13 protein-coding genes are annotated in these 12973 nt (G+C 37.8%); 12 read left to right on the top strand and 1 reads right to left on the bottom strand.

The window, feature by feature from the left end; translation table 11 throughout:
- Positions 1–83: 83 nt before the first annotated feature.
- The 5 genes from prfB (at position 84) to cccB (ending at position 4680) form a co-directional block, all read left to right on the top strand.
- Positions 84–1182 (top strand): peptide chain release factor 2 gene (gene prfB, locus ACO1DI_RS10175; protein ID WP_115655064.1). Its coding sequence is split into 2 segments (ribosomal slippage): positions 84–146 and positions 148–1182, totalling 1098 coding nucleotides; the frame shifts between segments, so codons are not numbered across the junction.
- A gap of 304 nt (positions 1183–1486) precedes the next feature.
- On the top strand, positions 1487–3220 hold the full coding sequence (locus tag ACO1DI_RS10170) for an alkaline phosphatase D family protein (RefSeq protein ID WP_423145251.1): 1734 nt from the start codon (positions 1487–1489) through the stop codon (positions 3218–3220).
- 26 nt (positions 3221–3246) lie between these two features.
- Entirely contained in the window at positions 3247–3465 is a 219-nt protein-coding gene (locus ACO1DI_RS10165; RefSeq protein ID WP_014457808.1) for a twin-arginine translocase TatA/TatE family subunit, read from the top strand.
- A gap of 59 nt (positions 3466–3524) precedes the next feature.
- Positions 3525–4241 (top strand): twin-arginine translocase subunit TatC, encoded by a 717-nt coding sequence (tatC, locus tag ACO1DI_RS10160; RefSeq protein WP_014457809.1) that lies wholly within the window; start codon positions 3525–3527, stop codon positions 4239–4241.
- A 124-nt stretch (positions 4242–4365) separates the two neighbouring features.
- Positions 4366–4680, top strand: a complete 315-nt coding sequence (gene cccB, locus ACO1DI_RS10155) for a cytochrome c551 (RefSeq protein ID WP_014457810.1) — start codon at positions 4366–4368, stop codon at positions 4678–4680.
- Positions 4681–4705: 25 nt separating this feature from the next.
- Here the strand turns inward: cccB and ACO1DI_RS10150 are convergent, their stop codons facing one another.
- The gene (locus ACO1DI_RS10150) at positions 4706–5242 is read right to left on the bottom strand and encodes a flavodoxin family protein (RefSeq protein WP_014457811.1); all 537 of its coding nucleotides are present in this window, start codon (positions 5240–5242) and stop codon (positions 4706–4708) included.
- A 338-nt stretch (positions 5243–5580) separates the two neighbouring features.
- Between ACO1DI_RS10150 and ftsE the strand changes: the two genes are divergently transcribed.
- The 7 genes from ftsE (at position 5581) to ACO1DI_RS10115 (ending at position 12962) form a co-directional block, all read left to right on the top strand.
- Positions 5581–6267, top strand: coding sequence for a cell division ATP-binding protein FtsE (gene ftsE, locus ACO1DI_RS10145; RefSeq protein WP_014457812.1), 687 nt, complete (start codon positions 5581–5583; stop codon positions 6265–6267).
- On the top strand, positions 6257–7147 hold the full coding sequence (gene ftsX / locus ACO1DI_RS10140) for a permease-like cell division protein FtsX (protein ID WP_014457813.1): 891 nt from the start codon (positions 6257–6259) through the stop codon (positions 7145–7147). The genes ftsE and ftsX overlap by 11 nt, the downstream gene beginning before the upstream one ends.
- A gap of 160 nt (positions 7148–7307) precedes the next feature.
- The gene (locus ACO1DI_RS10135) at positions 7308–8516 is read left to right on the top strand and encodes a murein hydrolase activator EnvC family protein (RefSeq protein WP_014457814.1); all 1209 of its coding nucleotides are present in this window, start codon (positions 7308–7310) and stop codon (positions 8514–8516) included.
- 173 nt (positions 8517–8689) lie between these two features.
- On the top strand, positions 8690–10129 hold the full coding sequence (locus ACO1DI_RS10130; RefSeq protein ID WP_013059738.1) for a S41 family peptidase: 1440 nt from the start codon (positions 8690–8692) through the stop codon (positions 10127–10129).
- A 162-nt stretch (positions 10130–10291) separates the two neighbouring features.
- Entirely contained in the window at positions 10292–11482 is a 1191-nt protein-coding gene (locus ACO1DI_RS10125) for a PDZ domain-containing protein (protein ID WP_182421408.1), read from the top strand.
- Between the two features lie 26 nt (positions 11483–11508).
- Complete coding sequence (locus tag ACO1DI_RS10120; protein ID WP_014457817.1) at positions 11509–11733, top strand: DUF2198 family protein; 225 nt, start codon at positions 11509–11511, stop codon at positions 11731–11733.
- A 314-nt stretch (positions 11734–12047) separates the two neighbouring features.
- Entirely contained in the window at positions 12048–12962 is a 915-nt protein-coding gene (locus ACO1DI_RS10115) for a proline dehydrogenase family protein (RefSeq protein WP_014457818.1), read from the top strand.
- The last annotated feature ends 11 nt before the right edge of the window (positions 12963–12973 follow it).

Below are 12973 nucleotides of genomic sequence, written 5' to 3'. Positions count from 1 at the left end.
TATAGAATGAACTAGTACAGGAAGGAAATGAGTCTTCTCATTTCCTTCCTGTGCGTCAAAAATAAAATAGAGGTGTTTAACTCATGGATTTAGTAGAAATTAAGCAAGAACTTGACAAAACAGCTAAGCGATTAGCGGACTTTAGGGGGTCTCTTTGACCTCGATACAAAACAAGCTCGTATCGATGAATTAGATGAGACTATGGCTGATCCAAATTTTTGGAATGACCAGCAGGCAGCTCAGACTGTTATTAATGAAGCCAATGGTTTAAAAGATGCAGTAAATCAATTTAACCACTTGGATGAAACATACGAAAACTTACAGGTATCTTATGAACTTGTAAAAGAAGAATACGATGAAGATTTAGCAGAAGAACTAGTTAGTGAACTAAAAGAGCTTATTTCAGGCATGAACGACTTTGAATTACAGCTGCTTTTAAGCGAGCCATATGATAAAAATAACGCCATTTTAGAACTGCACCCAGGTGCTGGTGGAACAGAATCACAGGATTGGGGTTCAATGTTACTACGTATGTATACGCGCTGGGCGGAGAAAAAAGGTTTCAAAGTAGAAACGCTTGATTACTTACCTGGAGATGAAGCGGGTATTAAAAGTGTAACGCTTTTAATTAAAGGTCATAATGCGTACGGGTATTTAAAAGCTGAAAAAGGCGTTCATCGTCTCGTTCGTATTTCTCCGTTTGATTCATCAGGCCGTCGTCATACATCATTCGTATCGTGCGACATAATGCCGGAATTTAACGATGAAATTTCAATTGATATTCGTACGGAAGATTTGAAGGTTGATACGTATCGTGCAAGCGGTGCCGGAGGTCAGCATATCAATACAACGGATTCAGCTGTTCGTATTACTCACCTCCCAACTAATGTAGTCGTATCTTGTCAGACGGAACGTTCACAAATTAAAAACCGTGAGCAAGCAATGAAGATGTTAAAATCTAAGTTGTATCAGTTAGAAATTGAGAAGCAGCAAGAACAGCTAGCTGAAATTCGCGGAGAACAAAAAGATATTGGATGGGGAAGTCAAATTCGTTCTTACGTATTCCATCCGTATTCATTAGTAAAAGATCACCGCACAAATACGGAAGTTGGAAACACGCAAAGCGTAATGGATGGAGATCTAGATCCGTTTATCGATGCGTATTTACGTTCTCATATTTAATCAAAAGGCAGCATACTTAGGTATGCTGCTTTTTTTAGTTGTTAGGACTTTGTAAAATTTGAATGAAGAAAAACGAGCGTAAAGAACTATTGTTAAAAAGAAAATTAAGAAAATACAGAAATTTAAAGGTTGCTGTCGTCCGTTCGCTTATTTTGTCAATGAAATAAAATGGTTAAAAATACCTGTTTTATGGTAAATGCTTCTTTACAATCCTTTATACCTCTTTTACAAACAGCTTTTATAATTTGAGCTAAATCAAGAGGAAGGGGCATGTGCAGTGGCAAATAAATCGTTAAACGAATTAATAGAGCAAGTAAAACAGAACAGTTTTTCTTCGAGTAAAGGGTTTGATAGAAGGCGTTTTTTACAAGGAGCTGGAAAAGTAGCAGGAGTATCACTTGGCTTAACAATTGCTCAGTCTATCGGTTTAAATGCAGGAGAAGTTTCAGCTGCAGCGCCTAAATTTTCAAGTTATCCGTTCACTTTAGGCGTCGCATCAGGAGATCCTTTAGCAGATAGCATTGTGCTTTGGACAAGATTAGCACCAGACCCATTGAGTGGCGGGGGAATGCCTAATAAACCCGTTCCAGTAAAATGGGAGCTTGCCGAAGATGAAGATTTTCATCGAATTGTCAAACGAGGAACAGAAATAGCTAGACCTGAACTTGCTCACTCTGTTCACGTTGATGTAAAAGGATTAAAGCCAGGCCGTATTTACTATTATCGATTTAAAAGCGGTCATGAGTTAAGCCCGGTTGGAAAAACAAAAACACTTCCTTCAGCAAATGCAGAAGTAGCCAGCATGACGTTTGCATTCGCTTCGTGTCAGCAATATGAACATGGGTACTTTACGGCCTATGAACATATGGTTAAAGAACAATTGGATTTTGTGGTTCATTTGGGCGATTACATCTATGAATATGGACCAAACGAGTATGTGGCTGCAAGCGGAAATGTTCGTACTCACAGTAGCGCAGAAATTCAAACGCTTCAAGACTATCGAAACAGGCATGCTCAGTACAGGTCAGATGCCAATTTGAAGTCTGCTCATGCTGCTTTTCCGTGGATTGTGACGTGGGATGATCATGAAGTAGAAAACAATTATGCAAATGTAATTCCTGAAAAAGGACAATCAGTAGAAGCATTTATTCAACGCCGCGCGGCAGCTTATCAAGCTTATTACGAACATATGCCTTTGCGTCAAACATCCTTGCCTCACGGAACGGATATGAGATTGTATCGTGACTTTTCATATGGGAAACTAGCTTCCTTTCAAGTGTTGGATACGCGTCAATACAGAGACGATCAAGCAAACGGAGACGGAACAAAGCCGCAAACGCCAGAATCTCTTGATCCTAAACGTACGCTATTGGGGATTCAACAAGAAAAATGGCTTTTTACTAATCTTGAAAAATCAGCGTGTCATTGGAACGTACTGGCTCAACAAATTTTCTTTGCCCCAAGAAAATTTGGAACGGCGGCTAAGCCTACATACAGCATGGATGCATGGGATGGGTATACGGCGAATCGTCAGCGTGTTATTGATTTTATTGAAAAGAAAAAGTTGGACAACGTCATTGTACTAACTGGAGATGTGCACGCTAACTGGGCTTCTAATTTACACACTGATTTTGCCAATCTTAATTCAAAAATTATTGGTGCAGAGTTCGTCGGCACCTCCATCACTTCCGGAGGGAACGGAGCAGATAAACGAGCTGATACGGATAAAATTTTAAGTCAAAATCCACATCTCACATTCTTTAATGATTACAGAGGATATGTAAGGTGTACGGTCACTCCTGATATATGGCAAGCTGATTATCGTGTTGTGCCTTTTGTAACAGAACCTGGTGCGGAAATTTCAACTCGAGCTTCCTTTCAATATAAAAAAGATGGAAGAGGTATGACGGAAGTTGAAGTAAAAAACGTGCCGCGTGGATTAAAGATTTCTAAGGAAGTAGAGGAAGATCGTATGCGTGCACACGGGAAAGCACATGAAAAACAAGAGTTGAAAAAGAAAGAAAAAGTACAGCAGTAAATTGAGTAAGGGAAAGGAGGTCAAGTATGCTTTCTAATATTGGAATTCCTGGTTTAGTTATTATTTTGGTCATTGCGTTAATTATTTTTGGACCGTCTAAGCTGCCGGAAGTTGGACGGGCGTTTGGGCGAACATTAACTGAATTTAAAGGAGCAGCAAAAGGGCTCGTATCAGATGATGAAAATGTTAAAGAAAAGCAGGCAGCAACCGTTTCTGAACAAAAAGGGAATGAATCCACATTGTAAGTAAGGAAATAGACGAGGAAACTCGTCTATTTCTACTTGTCAGAAAGGAGAAAAATACAATGGGAGAAATGAGCTTGATGGAGCACCTTGAAGAATTGCGTGTTCGTATTATTAAAACACTTTGTGCATTTGTAGTTTTACTTATTGTCAGTTTTGTATTTGTACAAGATATTTATCAGTGGCTAGTGAAAGATTTGGACGGCAAGCTTGCGGTACTTGGACCAAGTGAAATCGTATGGATTTATATGGTAATCGCATTTGTTTTTGCGCTTGCTTTTACACTTCCAGTAGCTGCTTATCAAGTATTTCGGTTTGTTTCACCAGGATTAAAAAAGGAAGAGTATAAGATTATAATTACCTTCATTCCATTCTTTTTTCTCTTATTTGTAAGCGGACTGGGTTTCGGTTATTTTGTTTTATTTCCAATGGTTTTAGCGTTTTTAACAGGTTTGTCGAATGATCAGTTTTCACTGATGTTTACGGCGGAGCATTATTTCCGTTTTATGCTTAATCTGTGTTTGCCATTTGGTTTTTTATTTGAAATGCCTTTAGTTGTCTTATTTTTAACGCGTTTAGGGGTTCTAAATCCAGTGAGGTTAGCTAAAGCAAGGAAGCTATCTTATTTTGCTTTAATTGTGATATCCGTACTTATTACTCCTCCTGATTTTATTTCGGATATTTTAGTCATTGTCCCGCTTCTGCTTTTATATGAGCTCAGTGTGACTATTTCACGCATAGTATACAAAAAACGTTTAGGAAACGAATCAATTGCTTGACCTCATACATAAATGCGATGAGAGAATTCATGAAATTGAAACAAAGTCCTTGTAAACAGAGTGTTTTAAACATTCTGGAGTAGGTTATAATAGAGTGAAAACTCTACAGCAAGGGGGAGAAGGCTTGAAAAAAGTATTATTAACGTTAACAATTGGTCTAGCGCTTGTTTTGTCCGCATGCGGAGGAGGCAGCTCTAAAAATGAATCTGCTGGTGAATCTTCAGCTAGTGCAGAGGATATTGTGAAGAAAAACTGTACAGGCTGTCACGGAGTAGATTTAGGAGGAGCGAATGGACCAAGCCTGCAAAAGGTAGGCAGCAAGCACTCGGAAGCTGAAATTGAAAACATTATTAACAATGGTCAAGGCGGTATGCCAAAAGGACTGATTAATGAAGAAGATGCCAAAAAAGTTGCCGCTTGGCTGGCAAAGAAAAAATAAGACGGGTATCCGTCTTATTTTTGTGTTAAAGCTGCTTTAATTGTTCGTTTAAGACAATAGCTTGCTGTTGAGCTTTGACATCTTTTGCTATGTCTCCAGGTGCATTGGCTTCTCCAATGATGTATCCGCTAAAGGAAGAGCCAATAAAATCGACAATGTATTGAAATTGCATAATAAGGGGAAGGGCTTTTACAGATGCGCCTGTGCCTCCTACTACTAATACATACACGCGCTTATTTTTCATTTGTTCTTTAAAGTTGATTGTTGAATCTCTAAGGCTTTCAGACCAACGATCCACAAAGTTCTTCATCAATCCGCTCATACCGTACCAGTAAAGAGGCGTAACAAATAAAATAGTATCGTGCGCTGCCATCTTTTTCGCTATATCATAATAATCATCTTGTTGATTGGTAAATCCATGTTCATCGTGACGCATATCAGTGATAGGGTAAATGGTATGCTGACGTAAGTAAACTTCTTCAGGATTGATATCTTTTAAGACTGCTTTAGCCAATTCTTCCGTATTTCCGTTTTCCCGTGAACTTCCATAAATAGTGATCATGTTATCTCTCCTCATCGTTTTTCTTGTTTATCATACCTCGTTTGTAAAAAAGTAGACATGAATGTGCTTTGTCTAACGAGATTCGTAAAAAAATGAACAGCAAAAAACAACAGAATTAAAAATAAGGATAAATTCTCATAACCTGCTAAAAATATCCTACTTATGTCATATTTGAAATAAAAATGTAATATTTTTGGGGCTTATTTTCACGAAGAGTGATGTTATAATGAGAAAGCGCGTGAGAAGAGTCGAATTTTTGGTTTGAATTGTAGAGTTTTGTCGTATTTTGACAAGTTTTACATAGTATTAAAATAACACACTTGATTAGGTGATTACTTATGATTGAAATGCAAAATGTATATAAAACGTATCCGAACGGTGTAAAAGCAATCAATGGCATTAGCATCAAGATTAATCAAGGTGAGTTTGCTTATATCGTAGGACCAAGTGGAGCAGGAAAATCCACTTTTATTAAAATGATGTATCGTGAAGAAAAGCCTTCTTCAGGAAATATCATTGTAAACGGTGCAAATGTAGCAAAAATAAAAGATAGCAAAGTTCCTATCTTTAGACGTCATATTGGTGTAGTCTTTCAAGATTTCAAGCTGCTTCCAAAATTAACGGTCTATGAAAACATTGCTTTTGCACTAGAAGTAATTGAGCAAAGTCCCGAAGAAATTAAAAAGCGAGTGCTAGAGGTGCTAGAGCTTGTTAAGTTAAAGGGTAAAATGGATTCTTTCCCTGATGAACTATCTGGAGGAGAGCAGCAGCGTGTGTCTATTGCGCGTTCAATTGTGAATAGTCCTAAGGTTGTCATCGCCGACGAACCGACAGGGAATCTTGATCCGGAGACTTCGTGGGAAATTATGGATATCTTTGAGGAGATTAATAAACGCGGTACGACTATTTTAATGGCAACGCATAACCGTGAAATTGTAAATACAATTCGAAAGCGCGTAATTGCGATTGAAAATGGAAATGTTGTGCGCGATGAAGTAAGAGGTGAATACGGATATGAAGGCTAGAACATTCGGTCGCCACTTACGTGAAGGATCTAAAAGTTTAGGAAGAAACGGCTGGATGACATTCGCATCTGCCAGTGCGGTTACCGTAACGCTCTTGCTTGTAGGCGTGTTTTTTATGTTGATGATGAATTTAAATCACATTGCTAAATTGATTGAAAATGATGTAGAAATTCGCGTTCACGTTGATGCTGCAGCGACAGCAGATGATCGAAAAGCAATGAAAGAAAAGCTAGATGCAATTAAGCAAGTTGATACGGTGACGTTTTCTTCTAAAGATAAAGAGTTAAAAGATTTAATTAATAGTATGGGTGATGAAGGACAAGCTTTTGAACCATTTGAACAGCAAAACCCATTAAATGATGTGTTTGTTGTTAAAACAAAAGAGCCGACTGATGTCGCAAAAGTAGCTAAACAAATTGAGAAATATCCGTATGCAGCAAAAGTTCAATACGGACAAGATCAAGTTGAAAAGTTATTTAAAGTGCTGAAAGTAGCTCGTAATATCGGAGTAGTACTGATTTTAGGGCTTCTATTTACAGCGATGTTCCTAATTTCCAATACAATTAAAATTACGATTGTAGCTCGCCGTGAAGAGATTGAAATTATGCGCTTAGTTGGAGCCACAAACTCCTTTATTCGCTGGCCGTTCTTTATTGAAGGTCTGTTTTTAGGAGTGCTTGGTTCTATTGTGCCAATTGCTGTTATTATCGGCGTGTACAGCGTTTTGTATAATGAAGTTCAACCTAAATTTGATGGATTCTTTGAACTTTTACCTGCCTTTCCATTCGTGCTTCAAGTATCGCTATTATTACTAGTAATCGGCGGTCTAATTGGGATGTGGGGAAGTACATTATCCATTCGTAAATTTTTACGAAAATAAGAATAGATTTTTAACATAATAGATTATAACAACCTCACATTTGATGTTTATCAGATGTGAGGTTGTTGTGTAATTACAGATAAAAATAGAAAAAAGTGCTAATGGGGGTCTTGCTAATGCCCGTTTATACGGGGAAATATGTGCAAATGGGGAGAAACAAATGACACGTAAGACATTAGTAATGACAGCAGCAGTTTTAGTTGGACTAAGTGCAGCTTGGATAGGTAATGAAAAAGTTGCTTATGCAGAAAGTGCCAGCACTACTAAACTCAGTGATTTAGAGAAAAAAAGTAACGATGTGAACCAAAATATTAATCAAAATAAAGAGAAATTAAAAGAAGTTCAAGAACAGCAAAAAAACGAAGAAGCTGAGATTGCGCGTTTGGATTCAGAAGTCGGACAGACAAATGCAGACATCCGCAGCCGTGAAGCTGAAGTAGAAAAAGCAAAGCAAGACATCGAAAAGCTGAAAAATGAAATTGACGTTGTAAAAAAACGAATTGAAAAACGAAATGAGCTATTAAAAAAGCGTGCTCGTGCTTTACAAGAAAACGGCGGGTCTGTGGATTACATAGATGTACTGCTAGGCTCTGAAAGCTTCGGAGACTTTATTAGCAGAGTGAGTGCGGTTTCGACAATTGTAGGGGCTGACCGCGATTTGTTAATGCAGCATGAAGCCGATAAAAAGGCAAAAGAAGAGAAAGAAACAAAAGTGCAAAACAAGCTAACGGAAGTAAATCAAGCGCTTGAAGAGCTTAAAAACCTTCGCTCGCAGCTGCAAAAGCAAGTAGACGAAAAGAATGAGCTCATGCAAACACTCAAAGATCAGGAAAAAGAATTTAATGAAGAAGCCGTTGGATTAGAAGAGCAAGCTTCTATTCTAGCTGATCAAAAAAATGCAGCGCAAGCTCAACAGCAAGAAATTGAAAAAGCGGGGGGAACAGAGGAGGCACCCCCTGTTACAAGCGGGTCGTTTATGAGGCCGGCAAAGGGACCGGTAACGTCTCATTTTGGATATCGAGAAACGTTTGGAAGAGGACATTACGGTATTGATATTGGAAAGCGAGGAGAAAGTGTGCCAGTTGTAGCCGCAGCAAGCGGAAAAGTAATTAGAGCATATCATTCTTCTTCTTTTGGTAATGCCGTATTTATTCGTCACAATGTCGAAGGCCAGACGTGGGTTACAGTTTATGCTCACTTAGAGAGCTACAGCGTCTCAAGTGGTCAATCTATCAATAAAGGTCAACAATTAGGTTATATAGGTAACACAGGGCGTTCGTTTGGTGCTCACCTGCATTTTGAATTGCATAAGGGCGATTGGAAAGGCAAAAGCTCCGCTGTAAACCCTGAACGTTATATTAAATTTTAAGTTCCTAGCATACGTGGTACAAGCTCAACATATAGTTTAACAAAAAGGCATCGCACTTGATTTGTGTGGTGCCTTTTGCTACAAATAACACATGCATCCTTTTTATTACATAGTTTTGGTTGTATCTATTATAATAAGAAGAGATGGCTTAAGGTTGAGGAGGATGAAAGAACTTGAATCGGAAAATCGTTGCACTATTAATGGCACTCTCCTTAGTTGTTGGAGCAGCAGGTACATATTTTGGCATTCAGTATGCAAATGCTGGAACGGTCAGTACCCCCCTTACAACTTCTTCAAATGATAGTAAAGTGGAAAAGGAAGAGCTAGACAAAATCAAGCAGGCTTACGAACTGATATCTTCAAAATATTACAAAGATGTAGATGACAAAAAATTATTAGATGGCGCAATCCAAGGAATGGTACAAACCTTAGGAGACCCTCATTCATCTTACATGGATAAGAAAACGGCACAGCAATTCACGCAGTCTCTTGATTCATCGTTTGAGGGGATTGGTGCTGAAGTAAGCATGGTAGATGGAAAAGTAACAATCGTAGCTCCGTTTAAACAATCTCCTGCGGAAAAAGCAGGATTAAAACCAAATGATCAGATTTTAAAGATCGATGGTAAAAGTATCGCGGGTCTTGAATTGAATGAAGCGGTATTAAAAATTCGCGGTAAAAAAGGCTCTACCGTGACATTAGATGTTCAAAGACCAGGCGTGAAAGAAACGATGAAAGTAAAAGTTGTAAGAGATGAGATTCCAATTGAAACCGTCTATTCTTCTGTTAAAAATGTAAACAATAAAAAAATTGGTTACATGGAAATTACGTCATTCTCTGAGTCAACGGGAGACGAATTTACGAAACAGTTGAAAAAACTTGAAAATAAAAATATTGATGGCTTAGTTCTAGACGTTCGTGGAAATCCTGGTGGCTATTTAACGAGCGTTGAAAAAATGCTCGATAAATTAGTAACGAATAAAAAGCCATATATCCAAATTGAAGATCGTAACGGTGAACGTCAAAAAGTGGTTTCTTCAATGAAAAAGCAAAAGGATTATCCAATTGTGGCCTTGATTGATGGAGGAAGTGCATCCGCTTCTGAAATTCTTGCCGGGGCATTAAAAGAAGCAGGAGGATACAAGCTAGTCGGTGAAAAATCCTATGGAAAAGGAACGGTTCAACAAGCTGTTCCAATGGAAGACGGCAGTAATTTAAAATTAACGTTCTATAAATGGCTAACGCCTGATGGAAACTGGATTAACGAAAAAGGTATAAAACCGACAGTAGAAGTCAAGCAGCCGGATTATTATTATGCAAATCCAATTCAAGTTGATAAAAAGCCATTAACACGTGATATGACAGGTGACCAGGTGAAGAATGCTCAAGTGATGCTAAAAGGCCTTGGTTTTGAACCTGGACGTACAGACGGATATTTTAGTAAAGAGACAGAAACAGCTGTAACAGCATTCCAAAAAGCCAATAAGCAAAAAGCTACAGGTGAAATTGATGAAGATACAGCAGCGCTTTTACAAACAAAACTTCTAGAAAAAATTAAATCAAAAGATGAAGATCGTCAGCTTCAAACGGCTTTAAAGCTAGCTAGTCAATAAGAAGTAGAAAAAGTTCCGTGCTTTTCCAAAGCGCGGAACTTTTTTAGTAAAAACAACATTGTCGGTTAGTGATGCATTTTGATAAAATAAAGAAGCCTATGATACATAACAATCAATCGTAAATGTTGTAATAAAAATGTGAAAAATACAGGTGGTGAAAAAATGGATTTTGCATTAGAGCTATTAAAAGGTATCGGGCGTTTGTTTTTACACCCGTTAACTTATTTATTTCTGCTCGTCTCGTTTTTTGTAGGTCTTTCTCGCGTCAAGAGAGAGCGTCAAAATTTTCATGTTCGCGTGTTTGATTTTATTTTAGAAGCAAAATATTTATTTTTTCCAGGTATCATTATTGGGTTGATTTTATCCGTTGTTACCGTGTTGCTAGGTGTCTATGTATCTATAGGAACGATTGTACTTGTAGCTGTTTTAACTTTTATCATAAGCGGTCCTTGGACGTTTAAATGGCTTTCTCCTTCTTATACGGTAGGACTGGCTGTGCTTGCGACCTTGCTTATTCCTGCAGCTGGTTTCGGTGAAGGATTTATTCAAACGTGGTCAGTGCAAGCTCATAACGCAGATTTACCTTCTCTTACTATTTTAATGTCGCTGCTTGTATTAGCAGAAGGGTATTTAATTTGGAAATTTGGAGCAAAAGGTACGTCTCCAGCCATTGTGAAAAGTAAAAGAGGGCAGGAAATTGGGGCTCATTACTCTCAAAAATTATGGGTTGTTCCGCTTTTTGTCTTAATTCCAGGCAGCGCCATTACGTCTGTGTTTCCATGGTGGCCTGTGTTATCTATTGAAGGAACATCATTTAGCCTGTTTTTTGTTCCTTTTGCTATCGGTTTTTATCAGCGAATTCAAAGTATGGTTCCGTTTAAATCTATTGAATTTACCGGTAAGCGTGTATTAGCATTAGGCGTGGGATTAACAATCATTACGATTGCTGCTATTTTTTATCCTCCTGCCGCTGTAGCTGTTGTTATTCTAGCGATCATAGGAAGAGAGTGGATTCGTTTGCAGCAGCGTCGAAGCGATGAAAAAGCGCCCGCACTATTTACTAAGCGTACACAAGGTTTGATTGTATTAGGAATCATCCCTCATTCTCCGGCAGAGAAAATGGGTTTGAAAGTAGGAGAAGTGATTATTAAGGTAAATGGAATCGCTGTATCTGAAGTCCATAAATTTTATGAAGCATTACAAGTTAATAACCGTGCTTTTTGTAAGCTAGAAGTTATTGACGAAAATGGAGAAGTTCGCTTTACTCAGCGAGCATTGTATGACAATGAACACCATGAACTAGGCATTTTGTTTGTACACAATTATACAAAACGTGACTCGCAAGCTGGTTAAAAGACGGATAAAAAGGAGAAATGTTTGTGGAAGTCAAAACGATTGCCGCAGTTTTTCTACCCGCCATATTGCTTGTTCTATTTGCTAGAGTAACATATAACTTATATGTTGCAACAGCACTGACGCTTTTATTGATAGCTGTTTCTGTATATAAAGGGTACGCAGATTATCCGCTTATTATTTTAATAGATTTACTTTCCGCAGCCATCGGTTTTCTATATGCAAAAGGCATGCTAGCAGCTGGGAAATAAAGATTGTTATTTTGATGATAAGTGAATCGTCTTATTATCAAAACGTACGCAAAAGCTCTCTACGAAATGTGGAGAGCTTTTTTATGTCCAAAAACGAGTTAGAACTCATAACATTGTTGTTACAGTTCCATCGATAAATGAGTATAATTAAATTAATCATACAAATATGTATTCAACTAAATTAACTTAAACAATTTTGTGTAAATTATTTTAACTACGTGTACAAATATGTAGTTGGGGTATAGAAAAATAAAGATATTAATCTGAAAATTATATTTATTTTGATTTTTTAAACAAAGGGAGGTTTAGTATCGATGGAAGTGTTAATGAGAACGATGTTTCAGTCGCTTGGCAAAAATCATTCAATGAATAAATTAGCTAAAAAGTATGGATTGCGGATGGGGGCAGCTCGTTTTGTTGCTGGAGATTCAATTGAATCAGCAATTCAAACATCCAAGGAGCTTAACAATAGTGGGAAAGTTGTTACACTCGATCATTTAGGAGAGTTTGTTTTTACAGAAGAGGAAGCTAGGTTATCTACGGCCATGTGTATTCAGACATTAGAAGCCATTGCAGAATCAGGCGTTCAATCAAATTTATCGTTAAAGATGACTTCTTTAGGGTTGGATATTAGCAAAGAGCTTTGTATGGAAAACATGCGCAGAATCCTACACACGGCCAGGGTGAATGATATTTTTGTTCGAATTGATATGGAAGACTACTTGCACTGCCAAATCTCCCTTGATATGTATAAAGAATTACGCAAAGAATTCGATAATGTTGGAATTGTGATTCAAGCGTATCTTTATCGTACAGAACAAGATATGAATGACTTACAGCAATATCAAGCCAATTTACGTCTGGTAAAAGGAGCTTATAAAGAATCACCAGAAGTATCATTTCCCGAAAAGAAAGACGTAGATGAAAACTATAAAAAAATAATTAAAATGCATTTGCTAAATGGACACTATACAGCTGTAGCAAGTCATGATGAAGAAATGATTCAGTACACAAAACGATTAGTAAGAGAAAATGGTATTTTAAATGACCAATTTGAGTTCCAAATGCTTTATGGAATCTGTGTAGAACTGCAGGATCGTCTAGTAAGAGAAGGATATAAAGTAAGAGTATATGTCCCTTACGGCATTGACTGGTTTGGGTATTTTATGAGACGCCTAGCCGAACGTCCCGCCAATGTATGGTTCGTGTTAAAAAATTTCTCCAAATAAGTTCAGTCCAA

Source organism: Priestia sp. 40 (genome assembly GCF_049368575.1).
GTDB lineage: Bacteria > Bacillota > Bacilli > Bacillales > Bacillaceae_H > Priestia > Priestia zanthoxyli.
The sequence above is the reverse complement of the archived record's forward strand: the minus strand, read 5'-3'. Positions and strand labels throughout refer to the sequence as shown.